General features: G+C 64.7%; 20 protein-coding genes. 13 read left to right on the top strand and 7 right to left on the bottom strand.

Annotated features, from left to right (window positions below):
- The 4 genes from frr to rpsB all read right to left on the bottom strand — a co-directional run bounded on the left by frr (window position 1) and on the right by rpsB (window position 3,239).
- Window positions 1–558 carry a ribosome recycling factor gene (gene frr, locus FAS41_RS12755; RefSeq protein WP_024766083.1) on the bottom strand — a complete coding sequence of 186 codons (558 nt, stop codon included), beginning with the start codon at window positions 556–558 and terminating at the stop codon, window positions 1–3.
- Between the two features lies 1 nt (window position 559).
- Window positions 560–1,297 (bottom strand): UMP kinase, encoded by a 738-nt coding sequence (gene pyrH / locus FAS41_RS12760; RefSeq protein ID WP_017521181.1) that lies wholly within the window; start codon window positions 1,295–1,297, stop codon window positions 560–562.
- 206 nt (window positions 1,298–1,503) lie between these two features.
- Window positions 1,504–2,373: a translation elongation factor Ts gene (gene tsf, locus FAS41_RS12765; RefSeq protein ID WP_138522713.1), complete on the bottom strand. Its 870-nt coding sequence runs from the start codon at window positions 2,371–2,373 to the stop codon at window positions 1,504–1,506.
- 125 nt (window positions 2,374–2,498) lie between these two features.
- Window positions 2,499–3,239, bottom strand: a complete 741-nt coding sequence (gene rpsB, locus FAS41_RS12770; protein ID WP_017521179.1) for a 30S ribosomal protein S2 — start codon at window positions 3,237–3,239, stop codon at window positions 2,499–2,501.
- A 302-nt stretch (window positions 3,240–3,541) separates the two neighbouring features.
- Here rpsB and map point away from each other — a divergent pair, with 302 nt between their 5' ends.
- The 3 genes from map (at window position 3,542) to dapC (ending at window position 8,418) form a co-directional block, all read left to right on the top strand.
- Complete coding sequence (map, locus tag FAS41_RS12775) at window positions 3,542–4,339, top strand: type I methionyl aminopeptidase (protein WP_280054894.1); 798 nt, start codon at window positions 3,542–3,544, stop codon at window positions 4,337–4,339.
- A 143-nt stretch (window positions 4,340–4,482) separates the two neighbouring features.
- Window positions 4,483–7,182: a [protein-PII] uridylyltransferase gene (locus FAS41_RS12780; RefSeq protein WP_138522717.1), complete on the top strand. Its 2,700-nt coding sequence runs from the start codon at window positions 4,483–4,485 to the stop codon at window positions 7,180–7,182.
- A gap of 39 nt (window positions 7,183–7,221) precedes the next feature.
- Window positions 7,222–8,418 (top strand): succinyldiaminopimelate transaminase, encoded by a 1,197-nt coding sequence (gene dapC, locus FAS41_RS12785; RefSeq protein WP_138522719.1) that lies wholly within the window; start codon window positions 7,222–7,224, stop codon window positions 8,416–8,418.
- A 107-nt stretch (window positions 8,419–8,525) separates the two neighbouring features.
- Here dapC and FAS41_RS12790 read toward each other — a convergent pair whose 3' ends face one another.
- On the bottom strand, window positions 8,526–10,187 hold the full coding sequence (locus tag FAS41_RS12790; RefSeq protein WP_138522721.1) for a Na+/H+ antiporter: 1,662 nt from the start codon (window positions 10,185–10,187) through the stop codon (window positions 8,526–8,528).
- A 145-nt stretch (window positions 10,188–10,332) separates the two neighbouring features.
- On the opposite strand from FAS41_RS12790, the gene FAS41_RS12795 reads away from it, so the two are divergent.
- The 5 genes from FAS41_RS12795 to FAS41_RS12815 all read left to right on the top strand — a co-directional run bounded on the left by FAS41_RS12795 (window position 10,333) and on the right by FAS41_RS12815 (window position 14,124).
- Complete coding sequence (locus FAS41_RS12795) at window positions 10,333–10,707, top strand: ArsC family reductase (RefSeq protein WP_138522723.1); 375 nt, start codon at window positions 10,333–10,335, stop codon at window positions 10,705–10,707.
- A gap of 11 nt (window positions 10,708–10,718) precedes the next feature.
- Window positions 10,719–11,345 (top strand): LysE family translocator, encoded by a 627-nt coding sequence (locus FAS41_RS12800; RefSeq protein WP_138522725.1) that lies wholly within the window; start codon window positions 10,719–10,721, stop codon window positions 11,343–11,345.
- Between the two features lie 42 nt (window positions 11,346–11,387).
- Entirely contained in the window at window positions 11,388–12,422 is a 1,035-nt protein-coding gene (gene dapD / locus FAS41_RS12805; RefSeq protein WP_138522727.1) for a 2,3,4,5-tetrahydropyridine-2,6-dicarboxylate N-succinyltransferase, read from the top strand.
- Window positions 12,423–12,514: 92 nt separating this feature from the next.
- The gene (locus FAS41_RS12810) at window positions 12,515–13,720 is read left to right on the top strand and encodes an aminotransferase class V-fold PLP-dependent enzyme (protein WP_138522729.1); all 1,206 of its coding nucleotides are present in this window, start codon (window positions 12,515–12,517) and stop codon (window positions 13,718–13,720) included.
- Window positions 13,717–14,124: a SufE family protein gene (locus tag FAS41_RS12815; protein ID WP_138522731.1), complete on the top strand. Its 408-nt coding sequence runs from the start codon at window positions 13,717–13,719 to the stop codon at window positions 14,122–14,124. Before FAS41_RS12810 ends, FAS41_RS12815 begins: the two co-directional genes overlap by 4 nt.
- Before the next feature lie 93 nt (window positions 14,125–14,217).
- On the opposite strand, the gene tcdA is transcribed toward FAS41_RS12815, so the two are convergent.
- Window positions 14,218–15,024, bottom strand: a complete 807-nt coding sequence (gene tcdA, locus FAS41_RS12820) for a tRNA cyclic N6-threonylcarbamoyladenosine(37) synthase TcdA (protein WP_138522733.1) — start codon at window positions 15,022–15,024, stop codon at window positions 14,218–14,220.
- 267 nt (window positions 15,025–15,291) lie between these two features.
- On the opposite strand from tcdA, the gene FAS41_RS12825 reads away from it, so the two are divergent.
- From FAS41_RS12825 to FAS41_RS12845, 5 genes are all read left to right on the top strand, one after another.
- Window positions 15,292–17,892 (top strand): glycosyltransferase, encoded by a 2,601-nt coding sequence (locus FAS41_RS12825; protein ID WP_138522735.1) that lies wholly within the window; start codon window positions 15,292–15,294, stop codon window positions 17,890–17,892.
- 83 nt (window positions 17,893–17,975) lie between these two features.
- Window positions 17,976–19,133 carry a succinyl-diaminopimelate desuccinylase gene (dapE, locus tag FAS41_RS12830; RefSeq protein WP_171049479.1) on the top strand — a complete coding sequence of 386 codons (1,158 nt, stop codon included), beginning with the start codon at window positions 17,976–17,978 and terminating at the stop codon, window positions 19,131–19,133.
- Window positions 19,130–19,315, top strand: coding sequence for a hypothetical protein (locus tag FAS41_RS12835; RefSeq protein WP_138522739.1), 186 nt, complete (start codon window positions 19,130–19,132; stop codon window positions 19,313–19,315). Before dapE ends, FAS41_RS12835 begins: the two co-directional genes overlap by 4 nt.
- Window positions 19,315–20,124, top strand: coding sequence for a putative RNA methyltransferase (locus FAS41_RS12840; protein ID WP_138522762.1), 810 nt, complete (start codon window positions 19,315–19,317; stop codon window positions 20,122–20,124). The genes FAS41_RS12835 and FAS41_RS12840 overlap by 1 nt, the downstream gene beginning before the upstream one ends.
- A gap of 10 nt (window positions 20,125–20,134) precedes the next feature.
- Window positions 20,135–20,506: a hypothetical protein gene (locus tag FAS41_RS12845; RefSeq protein ID WP_081517872.1), complete on the top strand. Its 372-nt coding sequence runs from the start codon at window positions 20,135–20,137 to the stop codon at window positions 20,504–20,506.
- 66 nt (window positions 20,507–20,572) lie between these two features.
- On the opposite strand, the gene FAS41_RS12850 is transcribed toward FAS41_RS12845, so the two are convergent.
- Window positions 20,573–20,782 (bottom strand): cold-shock protein, encoded by a 210-nt coding sequence (locus FAS41_RS12850; protein ID WP_045209986.1) that lies wholly within the window; start codon window positions 20,780–20,782, stop codon window positions 20,573–20,575.
- Window positions 20,783–20,974 lie beyond the last annotated feature (192 nt).

Consider the following 20,974-nt stretch of genomic DNA (forward strand, 5'->3'; position numbering starts at 1 on the left):
TCAAACGGCCATCAGGTCCGCTTCCTTGGCCTCGAGGGCCTTTTCGATCTCGGCGACGAACTTGTCGGTGATCTTCTGCACATCGTCACCGGCGCGGCGCTCTTCGTCCTCGCTGATTTCCTTCTCTTTCTGCAGGTCTTTCAGCTGAGCAAGAGCATCGCGGCGAATGTTGCGCACGGAAACACGGGCCTGCTCGGCCTCGGCGCGAGCCTGCTTGGTGAAGCCCTTGCGGGTTTCCTCAGTCAGGGCCGGCATCGGTACACGAATGGTGGTACCGGCGGTCGCGGGATTCAGGCCCAGGTCGGAGGTCATGATGGCCTTCTCAACCGCCTGGATCATGGTCTTGTCGAAGACGCTAAGAGCCAGGGTACGGGAGTCTTCCACGGTGACGTTGGCCACCTGGCGCAGCGGAGTGTCGGAACCGTAGTAGGACACCATCACGCTATCCAGGATGCTCGGGTGCGCACGGCCAGTACGAATCTTGGCGAAGGCATGGCCCAGGGCTTCCAGGGTTTTGCCCATACGATCCTGCGCTTCCTTCTTGATCTCGTTGATCATCTCAATCCTCCTCGATCAGGGTGCCTTCAGCACCACCTACAACAATATTCAGCAGCGCGCCGGGCTTGTTCATGTTGAACACGCGCAGCGGCATTTTCTGGTCCCGGCACAGGCAGATGGCGGTAAGGTCCATCACGCCCAGCTTGCGATCGAGCACTTCGTCATACGTCAGACGTTCGAACTTCTCGGCATTCGGGTCCTTGAACGGGTCGGCAGTGTACACGCCGTCCACCTTGGTCGCCTTGAGTACTACGTCAGCATCTATTTCGATGGCGCGCAGGCAGGCGGCGGAATCGGTGGTGAAGAACGGGTTGCCGGTACCGGCGGAGAAGATCACCACTTCGCCACTCTTCAGGTGACGCATGGCCTTGCGGCGGTCGTAGTGATCGGTCACGCCGACCATGGAAATGGCGGACATGACGATGGCGGTGATGTTGGAGCGCTCCAGGGCGTCACGCATGGCCAGGCCGTTCATCACGGTGGCGAGCATGCCCATGTGGTCACCGGTGACGCGATCCATGCCGGCCGCGGACAGCGCCGCGCCACGGAACAGGTTGCCACCACCGATTACCAGACCGACCTGCACGCCGATACCGACGAGCTGGCCGATCTCCAGCGCCATGCGGTCCAGCACCTTGGGATCGATGCCGAACTCCTCGGAGCCCATCAGGGCTTCGCCGCTCAGTTTTAGAAGAATGCGTTTATAGCGAGGTTGACGAGCGCTCAGCTGCTGAGCCATGACCTTTTTCTCCTGCGGCGATTGAATGCTGTGCACCTTGTGGGTGCTTGGTGGAAAGCTTGGACCAGCCAGCCTTACGGTGCCTTTAAACCCGCCTTGCGGGCCTGCGCCGTGGAAACCGCCCCTTTTGGTTTCCCCAGTTTGGCAAAGAGGCCGCGCGCGTTAGCGGGCAGCCTCTTGCGGGGCGACAGTCGTGAGACTGTCTATTACTGCTTGGAAGCGGCTACTTGAGCAGCAACCTCGGCAGCAAAGTCAGCTTCGACTTTCTCGATGCCTTCGCCTACTTCGAAACGAACGAAGGAAACGATTTCAGCGCCGGCTTTCTTGGCCAGGTCACCGACCTTGACTTCCGGATCCTTGACGAACGCTTGCTCGACCAGGCTGGCTTCGGCCAGGAACTTCGAGATACGGCCTTTGACCATATTCTCGACGATGTTTTCCGGCTTGCCAGCGATCTTGTCGGCGTTCAGAGCGAGGAAGATTTCCTTCTCTTTGGCCACGGCTTCTTCGGAAACCTGCGACGGATCGAGGAACTGCGGGTTGCTGGCAGCAACGTGCATGGCGATGTCGCGAGCCAGTTCAGCGTTGCCACCCTTCAGGGTAACCAGAACGCCGATGCGGTGGCCGTGCAGGTAGGCGCCAACCACATCACCTTCGGTGCGAGCCAGGCGACGGATGTTGACGTTCTCGCCACACTTGGCAACCAGGGCTTCACGGGCCGGCTCTTGTTCCGCGATCAGCGGAGCGGCGTCGGTCAGCTTCTGGGCAACAGCCTTGTCCAGGCTGGCAGCGACGAAGTTCTTGAAGTCGTCCTGCAGGGCCAGGAAGTCGGTCTGCGAGTTGACTTCGATGATGGTCGCGGATTTGCCGTCGTCAGCTACCTTGGCGGCGATGGCGCCTTCGGCGGCGATGTTGCCGGCCTTCTTGGCAGCCTTGATGGCGCCGGAAGCGCGCATGTCGTCGATGGCTTTCTCGATATCGCCTTCGGCGGCTACCAGTGCCTTTTTGCACTCCATCATGCCCTGGCCGGTACGCTCACGCAGTTCCTTGACCAGTGCTGCAGTAATTTCTGCCATTTCGAAATCCTCTTGAGTTGCTCTCAAAACCAGATCGCCCGGCTGCCCGGGCGGAATTTACAGGGTGGCAAAAAGGGGGCCTAGCCCCCTTTCCGCGCACCGCAGGACGTCTGGACGTCCTGGAATCAGCCTTCGGCGGATTCGGCCGGCGCTTCTTCTACGAACTCGTCAGCAGTCACGCCACCGGCACTCTTGCCACGCAGTACGGCTTCAGCCATGGAACCCAGGTACAGCTGTACGGCGCGGATGGCGTCGTCGTTACCCGGGATAACATAGTCAACGCCTTCCGGGCTGCTGTTGGTATCGACGATGCCGATAACCGGGATACCCAGCTTGTTGGCTTCGGTGATAGCAATGCGCTCGTGGTCAACGTCGATCACGAACAGAGCGTCCGGCAGGCCGCCCATGTCCTTGATGCCGCCCAGGCTGCGATCCAGTTTTTCCAGATCGCGGGAGCGCATCAGAGCTTCTTTCTTGGTCAGCTTGGCGAAGGTGCCGTCCTGAGACTGAACTTCCAGCTCGCGCAGGCGCTTGATCGACTGACGGATGGTCTTGTAGTTGGTGAGCATGCCGCCCAGCCAACGGTGGTCGACGTACGGCATGCCGCAACGGGCAGCTTCTTCGCGAACGATCTTGCCGGCGGAACGCTTGGTGCCGACGAACAGGATCTTGTTCTTGCCCTGGGCCAGGCGCTCAACGAAGGTCAGGGCCTCGTTGAACATCGGCAGGGTTTTTTCGAGGTTGATGATGTGGATCTTGTTACGCGCGCCGAAAATGAACTTGCCCATTTTCGGGTTCCAGTAACGGGTCTGGTGGCCGAAGTGCACACCGGCCTTCAGCATATCGCGCATATTGACTTGGGACATGATAGTTCCTCGATAAGTCGGGTTAGGCCTCCATGCATCCCAACGGCCAACCCTCCGACTGTGTCGAAAGGCACCCAGGCCATCGTGTCGATGCATGTGTGGGTTAATGCTCCAAAATGGCCGTAGCCTTCAGAGCGGGGCGCTTTATACCACAACCTCGGCCAGAACAAAACCCGAAAGGACGCCCGGCACCACCCTCGCCGCCTCGTCCGAGTGCCCCGTCGGCCGTCCACCCTTAATAGAGGGGCGCCAAATCTGATAGACTTGCGCATTCCTCTCATTTACCCGCGCGCACGCAGCGCCTGAAGAGAAGTCGCATGACCGTCACCATCAAGACGCCCGAAGACATCGAGAAAATGCGCGTCGCCGGCCGTCTGGCCGCCGAAGTGCTGGAAATGATCGGCGAACACGTCAAGCCCGGCGTCACCACCGACGAACTGGACCGTATCTGCCACGACTACATCGTCAACGTGCAGAAGGCCATTCCCGCGCCGCTGAACTACAAGGGTTTCCCCAAGTCCATCTGCACCTCGATCAACCACGTGGTGTGCCACGGCATCCCCAACGAGAAGCCGCTCAAGGAAGGCGACATCGTCAACATCGATGTCACCGTCATCAAGGACGGCTACCACGGCGACACCAGCAAGATGTTCTCGGTCGGCAAGACCCCGGAATGGGCTGACCGCCTGTGCCAGATCACCCAGGAATGCATGTACAAGGGCATCGACGTGGTCAAGCCGGGCGCGCGCCTGGGCGACATCGGCGAAGTGATCCAGAAGTACGCCGAGAAGAACGGTTTCTCCGTGGTGCGCGAGTACTGCGGCCACGGCATCGGCCAGGTGTTCCACGAGGAGCCTCAGGTGCTGCACTACGGCCGCGCCGGCACCGGCCTGGAGCTCAAGGAAGGCATGATCTTCACCATCGAGCCGATGATCAACCAGGGCCGCCCGGAAACCCGCCTGCTGGGCGACGGTTGGACGGCCATCACCAAGGACCGCAAGCTGTCCGCGCAGTGGGAGCACACCGTGCTGGTCACCGCCGGCGGCTACGAGATCCTGACCCTGCGCAACGACGAAAGCTTCCCGCGCACCTCGGCCTGAGGAGCGGTTTGCAATCTCGCCGACGGCTGGGTAGAACATAGAAATCCCGGCCCGGCACAGCCGTCGGGCCTAGCGCCATGTGCGCAGGCCCGGTTGCCCTCTTGCCCCTGCCCTCCCCTAAGCCATTGATCAGGAAGGCCGCCATGCCGCAGGTGGATCCCGAGTTGTTCGACCGTGGGCAGTTCCAGGCGGAACTAGCCCTCAAATCCAGCCCCATCGCCGCCTTCAAGAAGGCCATTCGTCAGGCCAACGAGGTGCTCGACGCCCGCTTCAATGGCGGCCGCGACATCCGCCGGCTGATCGAGGACCGCGCCTGGTTCGTCGACCAGATCCTGCAGCAGGCCTGGAATCGCTTCGACTGGGGCGACGACGCCGACATCGCACTGGTTGCGGTGGGCGGCTATGGGCGCGGTGAGCTGCATCCGCACTCGGATATTGACCTGCTGATCCTGCTCGACAGCGAGGACCAGGAAAGCTTCCGCGAGCCCATCGAAGGCTTCCTCACCCTGCTCTGGGACATCGGCCTGGAGGTCGGCCAGAGCGTGCGCTCAGTGGCGGAATGCGCCGAGGAAGCGCGCGCCGACCTCACCGTGGTTACCAACCTGATGGAATGCCGGACCATCTCCGGTCCCGACAGCCTGCGCCAGCGCATGCTCGAAGCCACCAGCGCGAAGCAGATGTGGCCCAGCGGGCAGTTCTACCTGGCCAAGCGCAAGGAACAGATCCACCGCCACACCAAATACAACGACACCGAATACAACCTCGAACCCAACGTCAAGGGTTCGCCCGGCGGCCTGCGCGACATCCAGACGTTGCTCTGGGTCGCCCGCCGCCACTTCGGCAGCCTCAACCTGCACGCCCTGGTCCGCGAAGGCTTCCTGGTGGAGAGCGAGTGCGCGGTGCTGGCCTCCAGCCAGGAGTTCCTCTGGAAGGTCCGCTACGCCCTGCACATGCTCGCCGGCCGCGCCGAAGACCGCCTGCTGTTCGACCACCAGCGGCGTATCGCCGGGATGCTCGGCTATGAAGGCAACGACGCCAAGCTGGCGGTCGAGCGCTTCATGCAGAAGTACTACCGCGTGGTGATGGCCGTTTCCGAGCTGAACGACCTGATCACCCAGCACTTCGAAGAAGTGATCCTGCGGGCCGGCGAAAACGGCCAGATACAGTCGCTCAACAGCCGTTTCCAGCTGCGCGATGGCTACCTGGAAGTCACCCACGCCAACGTCTTCAAGCGCACCCCGTTCGCCCTGCTGGAAATCTTCGTGCTGCTGGCCCAGCACCCGGAGATCAAGGGCGTACGCGCCGATACCATCCGCCTGCTGCGCGACAGCCGGCACCTGATCGACGACGACTTCCGCCACGACATCCGCAACACGAGCCTGTTCATCGAGCTGTTCAAGTGCCAGGAAGGCATTCACCGCAACCTGCGACGGATGAACCGCTACGGCATCCTCGGCCGCTACCTGCCGGAGTTCGGGCTGATCGTCGGGCAGATGCAGCACGACCTGTTCCACATCTATACGGTCGACGCGCATACCCTCAACCTGATCAAGCACCTGCGCAAACTTCGGCGCCCGGATATGGCGGAAAAGTACCCGCTGGCCAGCAAGATCATGGAGCGCCTGCCCAAGCCGGAGCTGATCTACATCGCCGGCCTCTACCACGACATTGCCAAGGGCCGCGGCGGCGACCACTCGGAACTGGGCGCGGTGGACGCCGAGCACTTCTGCCAGCGCCACCAATTGCCGCCGTGGGACACCAACCTGGTCTCCTGGCTGGTGCAGAACCACCTGATCATGTCGACCACAGCCCAGCGCAAGGACCTGTCCGACCCGCAGGTGATCTACGATTTCGCCCAGCTGATGGGTAACCAGACCTACCTGGACTACCTCTACGTCCTGACCGTCGCCGACATCAACGCCACCAACCCGACGCTATGGAACTCCTGGCGCGCCAGCCTGCTGCGCCAGCTCTACACCGAGACCAAGCGCGCGCTGCGCCGCGGCCTGGAGAACCCGGTGGACCGCGAGGAGCAGATCCGCCAGACACAGAGCGCGGCCATCGACATCCTGGTGCGCGGCGGCATCGACCAGGACGACGCCGAGCAGCTCTGGAGCCAACTGGGCGACGACTACTTCCTGCGCCACAGCGCCGCTGACGTGGCCTGGCACACCGAGGCCATCCTCCAGCATCCGGACGACGGCACCCCGCTGGTGCTGATCAAGGAAACCGCCCAGCGCGAGTTCGAAGGCGGCACGCAGATCTTCATCTATGCCGGCGACCAGCACGACTTCTTCGCCGTGACCGTGGCGGCGATGGACCAGCTCAACCTGAACATTCAGGATGCGCGGATCATCACCTCCACCAGCCTTTTCACCCTCGACACCTACATAGTGCTCGACGCCGATGGCGGCTCGATCGGCAACAATCCCAGCCGAGTCGAGGAAATTCGCGAAGGCCTGGTCAATGCCCTGAAGGACCCGGACGAGTACCCGACCATCATCCAGCGCCGCGTCCCGCGCCAGCTCAAGCACTTCGCCTTCAACCCACAGGTGACCATTTCCACCGACGCGGCGCGCCAGGTCAGTGTGCTGGAAGTCATCGCCCCCGATCGACCCGGCCTGCTGGCTCGCATCGGCGGGCTGTTCCTGGACTTCGACCTGTCGGTGCAGAACGCCAAGATCGCCACCCTCGGCGAGCGCGTGGAGGACGTGTTCTTCGTCACCGATGCGCACAACCAGCCGCTCTCCGACCCGGAGCTGTGCAAGCGCATCCAGACGGCCCTGGTGGACATCCTCTCCGACGGCGGCCAGCAGACGATGCCGGTCCGCATCAGTATCTAATCCCGATCTTGTAAAAAGTCAGAAAGAAAGAGCCTTGCCATGAACCCTGCCCTCGACTCGCTCCAGCCCTACCCCTTCGAGAAGCTCCGCGCCCTGCTGGCCGGCGCCCAGCCGCCGGCTGAGCTCAAGCCCATCGCGCTGTCCATCGGCGAACCCAAGCACCGCTCGCCGGAGTTCGTCGCCAAGGCCCTGGCCGACAGCCTCGAGCAGCTGGCCGTCTACCCGACCACCCTGGGCATCCCCGCCCTGCGCGAAGCCATCGCCGCCTGGTGCGAGCGCCGCTTCAAGGTGCCGGCCGGCTGGCTGGATGCCGCACGCCACGTGCTGCCGGTGAACGGCACTCGTGAAGCACTGTTCGCCTTCACCCAGACCGTGGTGGACCGCAACGCCAAGGGCCTGGTGATCAGTCCGAACCCGTTCTACCAGATCTACGAAGGCGCGGCCCTGCTGGCCGGCGCTGAGCCGCACTACCTGCCCTGCCTGGAGGACAACGGCTTCAACCCGGATTTCGACGCCGTCCCGGCGGACGTCTGGGCGCGCTGCCAAGTCCTCTTCCTCTGCTCGCCGGGCAACCCCACCGGCGCACTCGTTCCCCTCGCCGAATTGAAGAAGCTGATCGCCCTGGCCGATGAACACGACTTCGTGATCGCCGCCGACGAGTGCTACAGCGAGCTGTACTTCGACGAGCAGAACCCGCCAGCCGGCCTGCTGACCGCCTGCGCCGAACTGGGCCGCTCGGACTTCAAGCGCTGCGTGGTATTCCACAGCCTGTCCAAGCGTTCCAACCTGCCGGGCCTGCGTTCGGGCTTCGTCGCCGGTGACGCTGAAGTACTGAAGAAATTCCTCCTGTACCGCACCTATCACGGCTGTGCCATGCCGGTTCAGACCCAGCTGGCCAGTGTCGCAGCCTGGAAGGACGAGGACCACGTCCGCGCCAACCGCGACCTGTACCGCGAGAAGTTCGACGCCGTACTGGACATCCTCGGCGGCGTACTCGACGTGCAGCGACCGGACGGCAGCTTCTACCTGTGGGCAAAGACCCCGGTGGCTGACACCGAGTTCTGCCACGGCCTGTTCGACCAGCAGCACGTGACCGTGGTGCCGGGTTCCTACCTGTCCCGCGAAGTGAACGGCGAGAACCCCGGCGCCAACCGCGTGCGCATGGCGCTGGTGGCTCCGCTGGCCGAGTGCGTGGAAGCGGCCGAGCGGATCAAGAAGTTCGTGCTGAGTCTATAAAAGGCCTTGTGTAGGAGCGAGCTTGCTCGCGAACCCGCTTCACGCCGGAGCTACCGGATAGTTCGGTTCGCGAGCAAGCTAGCTCCTACAAAAAAGCCCAAAGCGCCCTACACCCAGCGCCCCGCCTTGCTGGTCACCCAGGCTTCCTGGCTGTCCAGCTCACCCAGCACCTCACGCATGGTCTCGTCGTCGATCTCGTGCTCCCGGCGCATGCGATACAGCTCCAGCCGCTGCGCCCGCAGCGCCTTGATGCGTAGAGCCTGATCCGCCAACTCCAGGCCACGGGCGCGTTCGCGGGCTTCCTGACTATCCGGCGCCGGGTCCAGCTCGTGGCGATATTCGGCCATCAGCCGCGCCTTCAGCTCCGCCATCCGGGCCGCTTCGTCGGCATCGGCACCATCACGGGCGGGCATTTCCTCGCCCTCGAGCATATGAATGGCCGCCGCCGCGGTCTTGCGCCAGACCGACTGCACCTCGCGCTCGCGCTGGTCATTGCTGGCCGCCGGAAGCCCCCGAAGCAAAATGGGTAATCCGATGGTGGCGGCGATCAGCGACACCAGGATCACCCCCGTGGCGATGAAGATGATCAGATCGCGCTGCGGGAAGGCCGAACCATCGAGCAGCAGCAACGGCACCGAGAGTACGCCCGCCAGCGTCACCGCCCCGCGCACCCCACCCAGCGCCGAGATCGCCGACAGCCGCAATACCGGCTCGCCCGATCGGCCACCGAGCTCGATCCCCCACCACTGTTCGAAGCGCACGGAGACCTTCCAGTAACACCAGACCCAGCCAAAGCGCAGCAGGAGCAGCACGGCGAACACCGCCAGCACGTAGAACAGCAGCAGCGAGGAGCGCCACATTACATCGTCGGCGTGATGCGCGACGGACTTGAGGATGTCCGGCAGTTGCAGCCCCAGCAGCAGGAACACCACGCCGTTGAAGGCAAACTCCAGCATCGACCAGACGCTGCGGTTGAGCAGGCGGGTATTGGTCTGACGCGGCAGCAGGTCGGCCCAACTCTGCATCATGCCCGCTGCCACCGCCGCAAGGATGCCGGAGACGCCAAGCTCCTCGGCGATCATGTAGCCGGCGAAGGGCAACAGCAGCATCAGCACTACGTGGGTAGCCGGATCATCCCAGCCGCGACGGATCATCCAGCCGCGAATCCGCCCCAACAGCCAACTGATGAACACCCCGCAGGCCAGACCGCCGACCGCCACCAGCAGGAAACTCAGGCTGGCATCCATCAGCGAGAAGGTACCGGTCATGGCCGCCGCGATGGCGAACTTGAAGGCCACCAGGCCGGAAGCGTCGTTCATCAGGGCTTCGCCCTGCAGCACGTGCATCAGTCGCCTGGGCAGGCGGTCCTGGGCGATGGCCGAGACCGCCAGCGCATCGGTGGGCGACAGCACCGCCGCCAGGGCGAAGGCCGCCGCCCAGGGAATCTCGGGAATCAGCAGATGAATGAAGACACCGCCGCCGAGCACGGTGAACAGCACGAGTGCGAAGGCCAGGGTGAGGATCGGCCAGCGCATCTTCCAGAATTCGCCCTTAGGCATGCGCCAGCCGTCGGCGAACAGCAGCGGCGGGATGAACAGGAACATGAACAGCTCGGGGTCCAGTCCCACGTGCAGCCCCAGGCTCGGCCAGGCCAGCGCGGCGCCGGCAGCGATCTGGATCAGGGGCAACGGCAGCGGGATCAACTGAGCGGCGAGCCGGGTTCCCCCCACGACCAGCAGCAGGATCAGAACGGTGTAAACGGTTTGCATCGTCGAACTCCAGCACAGCCTTCCATTGAAGCACCCACCGCGGTCCGGATCAGCCCCGCATCGGGCAAAAAACTGTTGCAATACGCCGGCCTCCCGGCGGCGTCCCGCAAGTGCTGCGGAAGTGGCATAATCCCGCGCCTGAAAAATGTATCGAAAAGGAGAGCGCCCCGTGAGTCAGCGGACGCTGTTTGGCATCAAGGCTTGCGACACCATGAAGAAGGCCCGCGTCTGGCTGGACGAACACGGTGTCGACTACGCCTTCCACGACTACAAGAGTAGCGGTATCGACCGCGAACACCTGCGCCAGTGGTGCAACGAGCATGGCTGGGAAACTGTCCTGAACCGCGCCGGCACCACTTTCCGCAAGCTCGACGACGCGCAGAAGGCCGATCTCGACCAGGCCAAGGCCATCGAACTGATGGTTGCCCAGCCGTCGATGATCAAGCGTCCGGTGCTGGACCTGGGTGATCGCACCCTGGTCGGCTTCAAGCCCGACGCCTACGCCGCCGCTCTGGCCTGAGCTCCACCACGATGAGCATTGCCTGGGCCCTGTTCCTCCCCGCCTGCTTCGCCTTGAACCTGGCGCCGGGACCGAACAACCTGCTGTCGCTGAACAACGCCGCGCGTTTCGGCCTGCTGCGCGCCACCCTTGCCGGTGGCGGACGGCTGCTCGCTTTCGCCGGCATGCTGGCCCTGGCCGCTTCGGGCCTGGCGCTGGTGTTGCAGGCCTCGGCCTGGCTGTTCCTGGCAATCAAGCTGGTGGGCGCAGGCTACCTGCTGTGGCTGGCCGTACAACTGTGGCACGCCCCGACAGCGAACCTGTCGGTGGATGGCTCCCCGATTGCCGCCACCAGCCTGTGGCGCCTCGCCCGCCAGGAGTTCTGGGTGGCTGCCGGCAACCCCAAGGCCATCCTCATCTTCACCGCGTTCCTGCCGCAGTTCGTCGATCCGCGCCAGGCCGTGGCCACCCAGTTCGCCCAACTCGGCGCAGCCTTCCTGCTCCTGGAGTGGCTGGCCATCGCCCTTTACGGGCTCGCCGGGGTCCGCCTCGGCAAGCTGCTCGCCGGTGCACGCGCCCGGCGCCTGTTCAACCGTGGTTGTGCCGCGCTGCTGGGCAGCGCCGGGCTGGGCCTGCTGCTCAGCCGCCGTCCGGCCTGACCGAAATCGTTATTCGAGAATCTCTTTCAAGGAATCCCCCACATGTCGAAATCCCTGTTCAGCATCGCTTTCGGTGTCGGCACCCAGAACCGCCAGGGCAACTGGCTGGAAGTCTTCTACGCGCAGCCGCTGCTCAACCCCAGCGCCGAGCTGGTCGCTGCCATCGCCCCGCTGCTGGCCTACGAAGGCGGCAACCAGGCGATCGCCTTCACCGCCCACCAGGCCTACCAGCTGGCCGACGCCGTAGAGACCGTCGACGCCGCCCAGGCCGCCCTGCTCAACCGCCTGGCCGAAAGCCAGAAGCCGCTGGTCGCCACCCTGCTGGCCGAAGACGCCGCCCCCAGTTCCACCCCGGAGGCGTACCTGAAGCTGCACCTGCTGTCCCACCGTCTGGTCAAGCCGCACGGCCTGAACCTGACCGGCATCTTCCCGCTGCTGCCGAACGTGGCCTGGACCAACCAGGGCGCCGTCGACCTGGCCGAGCTGGCCGAGCTGCAACTGGAAGCGCGCCTGAAGGGCAAGCTGCTGGAAGTTTTCTCCGTCGACAAATTCCCGAAGATGACCGACTACGTGGTCCCGGCCGGCGTGCGCATCGCCGACACCGCCCGCGTGCGCCTGGGCGCCTACATCGGTGAAGGCACCACCGTGATGCACGAAGGCTTCGTCAACTTCAACGGCGGCACCGAAGGTCCGGGCATGATCGAAGGCCGCGTCTCCGCGGGCGTATTCGTCGGCAAGGGTTCCGACCTGGGCGGCGGTTGCTCCACCATGGGCACCCTGTCCGGCGGCGGCAACATCGTCATCAGCGTTGGCGAAGGCTGCCTGATCGGCGCCAACGCTGGCATCGGCATCCCGCTGGGCGACCGCAACATCGTCGAGGCCGGCCTGTACGTCACCGCCGGCACCAAGATCGCCGTGCTGGACGACCAGAACAACCTGGTGAAAGTGGTCAAGGGTCGCGACCTGGCCGGCCAGGCTGACCTGCTGTTCCGCCGCAATTCCCAGACCGGCGCAGTCGAGTGCAAGACCAACAAGACTGCCATCGAGCTGAACGAGGCGCTGCACGCGCACAACTAAGCTGTGCGCCCCGCTCGCGCGGGACGCACTAAGCTTGGAGAAGCGGGGGCTGCGGCCCCCGTTTTACTTTTTCCGCAACCGGCCGTACGCCCATGTCCATTCCCTCGCCCTGGCGCTCCGACTTCCCGGCCCTCGCCGCCTTCGAGGCCGAAGGCCAGACCTACCTCGACAGCGCTGCCACCGCGCAGAAACCGCGCGCCATGATCGACGCCCTCGCCGGCTACTACGCCAGCGGCGCCGCCAACGTGCACCGCGCCCAGCACCTGCCCGGCGAGCGCGCCACCCGTGCCTTCGAGGCGACCCGCACCCTGGCCGCCAACTGGCTCAATGGCGGCAGCCCGGCGCAGATCATCTTCACCCGCGGTGCCACTGAAGCGCTGAACCTGCTGGCCTACGGGCTGGAAGGGCAGTTCCAGGCAGGCGATGAGATCGTCATCAGCGCGCTGGAACACCACGCCAACCTGTTGCCCTGGCAGCAACTGGCGCAGCGCCGTGGGCTGAAGCTGGTGGTGCTGCCGCTCGACGCCGACGGTCGGATCGACCTGAACCGTGCCGTCGACCTGATCGGCCCGCGCACCCGCCTGCTCGCCGTGAGTCAGCTGTCCAACGTGCTCGGCACCTGGCAGCCGCTGCCGGAGCTGCTGGCGATGGCCCGGCAACACGGTGCACTGAGCGTGGTCGATGGAGCTCAGGGCGTGGTCCACGGCCGGCACAACCTGTCGGCGCTGGGCTGCGACTTCTACGTCTGCTCCAGCCACAAGCTCTACGGCCCGGAAGGCCTCGGCCTGCTCTGGGGGCGCCCGGAAGCGCTGGAACGCCTGTCACACTGGCAGTTCGGCGGCGAGATGGTGCGCGTGGCGGATTACTTCGACGCGCAGTTCCACAGCGCCCCCATGGGCTTCGAGGCCGGCACCCCGCCCATCGGCCCGGTGATCGCCCTGGGCGCCACGCTGGAGTGGCTGGCCACCCAGGACAACGCCGAAATCAGTGCTCACGAAGACTTCCTCCACACCCGCCTGCTGGCCGGCCTGCGCGCCCGCGACGGCGTTCGAGTGCTAGGCGAGCCAGACGTGGCATTGGCCAGTTTCGTGGTCGAAGGTGTGCACGTCTCCGACCTGGGTCACCTGCTCACCGAGCAGGGCATCGCCGTGCGTGCGGGGCATCACTGCGCCATGCCGCTGATGAAGACCCTGGATGTCTCGGGCGCCCTGCGAGTCTCCCTCGGCCTGTACAACGACGGCGTGGATATCGAGCGCTTCTTCAGCGCACTGGACAGCGCCCTGGAACTGCTGCGATGAGCCTTCCCGTCGCTGCCACCGAGGCGCTGGAAGCTTTCACCGCCCTACAGGGCTGGGAGCAACGCGCCCGCCTGCTGATGCAATGGGGCGAGCGCCTGGAGCCGCTGAGCGAAGTCGAGCTTGGCGACGAACAACGCGTGCAGGGCTGCGAAAGCAACGTCTGGCTGGTGGCGGATCAGCGTGATCAGCGCTGGCACTTCCGCGCTTACAGCGATGCACGCCTGCTGCGCGGGCTGCTGGCGTTGCTGCTGGTGCGGGTGGAAGGCATGCCGGAAGCGGAGCTGGCGGCCATCGACCTGACGGATTGGTTCAACCAGCTCGGGCTTGGCCGGCAACTGTCGCCGTCGCGCAGCAACGGCCTGAACGCCGTGCTGAAGCGGATGCAGGATTTGATCTCGGCATGAAGCGCTGGCCTGTGCGTAGGAGCGGGCTCCGTCCGCGATAGGTCCGCCTCGCGCCGGAGACCATCGCGGATAAATCCGCTCCTACCAACGAGGTCAGCCCGCTGCGCGCTCCGACGGACGCCGCGCCCCGGCAACGACCTTGTCCACAGCCCGCGCCGCCGCGACCATACCGAAGGTCGCAGTGACCATCATCACCGCGCCGAAACCACCGGCGCAGTCCAGCTTCACCCCTTCACCCACAAAGCTCTTGGACTGGCACACCGTGCCGTCCGGCTTGGGATAACGCAGCTGCTCGGTGGAAAACACGCACTGCACGCTGTAATGCCGCCCCGGCGTGCGCGAGAAGTTGTAGTCACGGCGCAGCGTGGAGCGGACCTTGGCGGCCAGCGGATCGTTGAAGGTCTTGTTCAGGTCGGCGACCTGGATCTGCGTCGGGTCCACCTGCCCACCCGCGCCCCCGGTAGTGATGATCTGCAGTTTGCGACGCTTGCACCAGGCGATCAGCGCGGCCTTGGCGGCAACGCTGTCGATGCAGTCAATCACGCAGTCCAGCTCGGGGGTGATGTAGTCCGCCATGGTTTCGCGGGTGACGAAATCGGCTACGGCATGTACGACGATGCCCGGGTTGATAGCCTTCAGGCGCTCGGCCATGACCTCGACCTTGGGCTTGCCCACGGCGCCCTGGATGGCGTGTACCTGGCGGTTGGTGTTGGTAACGCAGACGTCGTCCAGGTCGAACAGCGAAATTTCACCCACCCCGCTGCGTGCCAGGGCCTCGGCCGCCCAGGAGCCCACGCCGCCGATCCCGACCACCGCCACATGGCTGGCCGCCAGCCGCTCCAGGCCCTCACGGCCATAAAGCCGCGCGATTCCGCCGAAACGCTGCTCATCCAGTTGCATCGCCCACACCTCGCATCGAAACGGCCGGCATTCTATACCGGCAGCCATCGGCACGCCTGCAACAAAGCCGGATTGCCGCAGTCTCAGTCACGCGCCTGCCACACATTCTAAACTGTCGGAAATTGCCCACGAACGCCCTCACGGCGGACGGCGCCGGCAGCCTGTACAGCCCCCGGAGTGCGGGGTAGGATGCGCCCCGACCGAGCTATCCCGTACAGAGATTGTCCCGGCCCCTCCCCGTTCCACCCTTTGGAACCCGATTGCACCATGCCTGCACGCAAGTTCGGCCTCAACCTGGTGGTATTCGTTGCCCTCGCGGCACTCTTCACCGGCTTCTGGGCCCTCTACAACCGCCCCGTCAGCGTTCCCGACTGGCCGGAGAGCATTTCCGGATTCTCCTTCTCGCCCTTCCGCCTGAACCAGAATCCGCAGAAGAACCAGTTCCCCAGCGACGACGAGATCCGCTCGGACCTGGAGCTGGTCTCCAAGAACACCGACAACATCCGCACCTACTCGGTGAAGGGTTCGCTGGCCGACATCCCGCGCCTGGCCGAAGAGCTGGGCATGCGCGTCAGCCTCGGCATCTGGATCGGCCCGGACGAGGCGGAGAACGAAGCCGAGATCGAGCGCGGCATCGAGATCGCCAACAACTCGCGCAGCGTGGTGCGGGTGATAGTCGGCAACGAAGCGCTGTTCCGCCGCGAGGTCACCGTCGAACAACTGACGGCCTACCTGGACCGCGTGCGCAAGGCGGTGAAGGTGCCGGTGACAACCGCCGAGCAGTGGCACATCTACGAGAAGTACCCGGAGATGGCCAAGCACGTCGACCTGATCGCCGCCCACGTGCTGCCCTACTGGGAATACACGGCGATGAACGACGCCGTGCCCTTCGTCCTGGAACGCGCCAAGGAGCTGCGCGCCAAGTTCCCGCGCAAGCCGTTGCTGTTGGCCGAGGTCGGCTGGCCGAGCAATGGCCGTATGCGCGGCGGCGCCGACGCCACCCAGGCGGATCAGGCGATTTACCTGCGTACGCTGACCAACGCGCTGAACAAGCGCGGCTACAACTACTTCGTCGTCGAGGCCTTCGACCAGCCGTGGAAAGTCGGTGACGAAGGCTCGGTGGGCGCCTACTGGGGCGTCTACAACGCCCAGCGTCAGCCGAAGTTCAATTTCGACGGGCCGGTGGTGAACATCCCGCAATGGCGCGCCCTGGCGGTCGCCTCGGTGGTGATGGCACTGCTCGCCCTGACCCTGCTGATGATCGACGGCAGCGCCCTGCGCCAGCGCGGGCGGACCTTCCTCACCGTGGTCGCCTTCGCTGGCGGCTCGGTGCTGGTGTGGATCGCCTACGATTACAGCCAGCAATACAGCACCTGGTTCAGCATGACCGTCGGCGGCCTGCTGGGCATTGGCGCACTGGGCGTATTCATCGTCCTGCTCACCGAAGCCCACGAGCTGGCCGAGACCGTCTGGGTACGCAAGCGCCGTCGGCCATTCGACCCGGTACTCACCGATTCCGGCTACCGCCCCAAGGTCTCGGTCCACGTGCCCTGCTACAACGAGCCGCCGGAAATGATGAAGAAGACCTTGGATGCCCTGTCCAGGCTCGACTATCAGGACTTCGAAGTCCTGATCATCGACAACAACACCAAGGACCCGGCGGTCTGGGAACCGGTGCGCGATTACTGCGAAGTCCTCGGCCCGCGCTTCCGCTTCTTCCACGTCGCGCCGCTGGCCGGCTTCAAGGGCGGCGCGCTGAACTACATCCTGCCGCACACCGCGCCGGACGTCGAAGTCGTGGCGGTGATCGATGCCGACTACTGCGTCGAACCGAACTGGCTCAAGCAGATGGTGCCGCACTTCGCCGACCCGCAGATCGCAGTGGTGCAGTCCCCACAGGACTACCACGACGGCGAGGAAAACCTCTTCAAGAAGCTCTGCTACGCCGAATACAAGGGCTTCTTCCACATCGGCATGGTCACCCGCAACGACCGCGACGCGATCATCCAGCACGGCACCATGACCATGATCCGCCGGACCGTGATGGACGAGCTCAAGTGGGCCGACTGGACCATTTGCGAGGACGCCGAGCTGGGCCTGCGCGTATTCGAGAAAGGCTATTCGGCCGCCTACTCGCACCAGAGCTTCGGCAAGGGCGTGATGCCCGACACCTTCATCGACTACAAGAAGCAGCGCTTCCGCTGGGCCTATGGCGCCATCCAGATCATGAAGGGCCATGCCCGCGCCCTGTTCCAGGGCAAGGACAGCAAGCTCACCCTCGGCCAGCGCTACCACTTCATCGCCGGCTGGCTGCCGTGGATCGCCGACGGCATGAACATCTTCTTCACCGTCGGCGCGCTGCTGTGGTCCTCGGCGATGATCATCGTGCCCAAGCGGGTCGACCCGCCGCTGCTGATCTTCGCCATCCCGCCGCTGGCACTGTTCTTCTTCAAGTTCGGCAAGATCATGTTCCTCTACCGCCGCGCGGTGGGCGTGAACCTCGTGCGCTCGTTCCAGGCAGCGGTGGCTGGCCTTGCGCTGTCGCACACGATTGCCAAGGCGGTGCTCTACGGGACGTTCACCAAGACCATCCCGTTCTTCCGCACACCGAAGATGGCCTCCAACCACGGCCTGCTGGTCGCGCTGGCCGAAGCGCGTGAGGAGGTATTCATCATGCTGCTGCTGTGGGGCGCGGCGCTGGGCATCGTGCTGGTGCAGGGCGTACCAAGCCGCGACATGATGTTCTGGGTGGCCATGCTGCTGGTGCAGTCGCTGCCCTACCTCGCCGCCCTGGTCATGGCGCTGCTGTCTGCCGCGCCCAAGGCTCAGGAGGCGCTGGCAGCCAGCCCGGCGACTCCGGCGGCCTGACCATCCATCCGCCACCAAGAACGCCGGCCATTCGCCGGCGTTTTTGCTTTAAGATGGGCGCCTTTTTCCGTTCCATCCCCAGGATGCCCTCAATGTCCCTCTCGCCGACACTGGCCCTCGCCTGCGAGCTGATTCGCCGTCCCTCCGTCACACCGGTCGATGCCGACTGCCAGCAGATGATGATGCAGCGCCTGGACGCCTGCGGCTTCGCCCTGGAGCCCATGCGCATCGAAGAGGTGGATAACTTCTGGGCCCTGCGCCAGGGCCGCGACGGCGCCAACGGCCCGGTACTATGCTTCGCCGGCCACACCGACGTCGTCCCCACCGGCCCCGAGCAGGCCTGGCAGCACCAGCCGTTCGACGCCCTGATCGACGCCGATGGCATGCTCTGCGGCCGTGGCGCGGCGGACATGAAAGGCAGCCTGGCGTCGATGATCATCGCCACCGAGCGCTTCGTCGCCGATCACCCCGAACACCGCGGCAGCATCGCCTACCTGATCACCAGCGACGAGGAAGGCCCCGCGCATCACGGCACCAAGGCCGTCGTCGAGCGCCTGAAGGCGCGCAACGAGCGCCTGGACTGGTGCATCGTCGGCGAGCCGTCGAGCACCACCCTGGTGGGTGACATCGTCAAGAACGGCCGGCGCGGCTCTCTCGGCGCCACCCTCAGCGTGCGCGGCAAGCAGGGCCACGTGGCCTACCCGCACCTGGCTAAGAACCCGATCCACCTTGCCGCCCCGGCCCTGGCCGAGCTGGCCGCCGAGCACTGGGACAACGGCAACGACTACTTCCCGCCGACCAGCTTCCAGATTTCCAACATCAATGGCGGCACCGGCGCAACCAACGTGATCCCTGGCGAGCTTAAGGTGATCTTCAACTTCCGCTTCTCCACCGAATCCACCGTGGAAGGCCTGCAGCAGCGTGTCGCGGCGATCCTCGACAAGCACGGCCTGGAATGGCACATCGACTGGGCGCTGTCCGGCCTGCCTTTCCTCACCCAGCCGGGTGAACTGCTCGATGGCGTAGCGGCGGCGATTCGCGCGGTGACTGGTCGCGAGACCACCCCGTCGACCTCCGGCGGTACCTCCGATGGCCGCTTCATCGCCACCATGGGCACCCAGGTGGTCGAGCTCGGCCCGGTGAACGCCACCATCCACCAGGTGGACGAACGTGTGCTGGCCAGCGACCTCGATGTGCTGACCGAAATCTATTACCAGACCCTGGTGCGACTGCTGGCATGAGTGGACCGAACAAGGGCTTCTGCCTGGGCGCCGTACAGCCCGACACTCCGCCGCCCGCGCCAGCCGCCGAGCGCCGTTACTCCCTGCGCGTATATCAGATCGCCCAGCGCCGCCGCTCGCTGCCGACTGTACTGCGCAACGACCTGCCGCAGCCGCTGGTGCCGCCGCAAGGGAAGAAATGATGCTGATCTGCCCGCTGTGCCGCGAGGCGCTGACCGAGGTCGACAACGGTGTCGCCTGTTCTGCCGGCCACCGCTTCGACCGCGCCCGCCAGGGTTACCTGAACCTGCTGCCGGTGCAGCACAAGAAGAGCCTCGATCCGGGCGACAACGCCGCCATGGTCGAGGCGCGCCGGCTCTTCCTCGGCGCCGGCCACTACGCGCCACTGGCCGGGCGCCTGGCTGAACTGGCCGCAGAGCGCGCTCCGGGGCGCTGGCTGGACATCGGTTGTGGTGAGGGTTACTACACCGCGCAGCTGGGCGAAGCCCTGCCGCAGGCCGATGGCTATGCACTGGATATCTCCCGCGAGGCCGTCAAACGCGCCTGCAAGCGCGCCCCGCAACTGACCTGGATGGTCGCCAGCATGGCCCGCGTACCGCTGGCCGATACGTCCTGCCAGTTGCTGGCCAGCGTGTTCAGCCCGATCGACTGGAAGGAAGCGACGCGTCTGCTCACTCCCGGCGGCGGTGTGCTGCGCCTGGGCCCGGCGCGCGACCATCTGCTGGAGCTGCGCCAGCGCCTGTACGACGAAGTTCGCGAGTACGTTGAGGACAAGCACCTCGCCGACCTGCCCGAAGAACTGAAACTGGCGCATACCGAACAACTGAGCTTCAAGCTGCCGCTGCACACCCGCGAAGCCCGCGAGCACCTGCTGGCGATGACACCCCACGGCTGGCGGGTCAATCCTGAGCGGCGCGAGCGCATCCTCGCCGAGCCCTTCGAGGTGACGGTCGCGGTACGCTACGATTGGCTGCAACGCCAAGAACCCTGACGAGGACGCCATGCGCCAACCGGATATCGAGATCTACATCAAGGATGCCGACCAGGCCGCCGTCGGCGCCTGGCTGGAAAAGGCCCTTGGCCCCTGCTCCGAATGGCGCGCCCAGGGCGAGACCTTCAAGTGCACGGCCGGCAGCATTCCCGCCACTTGGCTGCCCAAGGCCGTGGGCAAGTGGAACAGCCTATTCCTGGACAGCGACAAGACCCCGTGGGACGACGATGTCGCCTGCGCCCGCGACGCCTGCGCCGCTCTGGAAGTGGAGGTGCGCTGCGCACCGGGCAGCTGGAGCGAGGATCAGGGCGAGGAAGACGCGGACCGCTGGCTGAAAGTGACTGCTGCGGGCGTCGAAGAGATTACCTGGCGCACGGGCTGAAGCCGACGCCGGCAGAGTGTGAAAATCAAAGGCCCGTCCATTGGACGGGCCTTTGATTTCGGGGGCTCAGACCTTCGAGACGTCTTCTGCCTGGAGGCCTTTCTGACCCTGGATCACCGAGAACTCCACTTTCTGGCCTTCGACCAGGGAGCGGTGACCATCGCCACGAATGGCACGGTAGTGAACGAAAACGTCCGGACCGCTATCGCGTTGAATGAATCCATAACCTTTGGCGTCATTGAACCACTTGACGGTTCCGACCTCACGATCAGCCATTACCACACTCTCCAACTTGCCTATTATTTTTTGATGGCCCCCGGGAATGAGGACTTCGGCAGTCGCCGGCTGAACGCTTTCCTTATCATCCAACCCGCGCCGAAAGGCACGTAGGAAGGTAATTCGAATAACGCCCAAGGGCGACAGCGCTCCCGAGTATATAAATCAAAAGTTACAGCTGAAAAGCACTTT

This window comes from Pseudomonas nicosulfuronedens, from assembly GCF_005877905.1.
Lineage (GTDB): Bacteria > Pseudomonadota > Gammaproteobacteria > Pseudomonadales > Pseudomonadaceae > Pseudomonas > Pseudomonas nicosulfuronedens.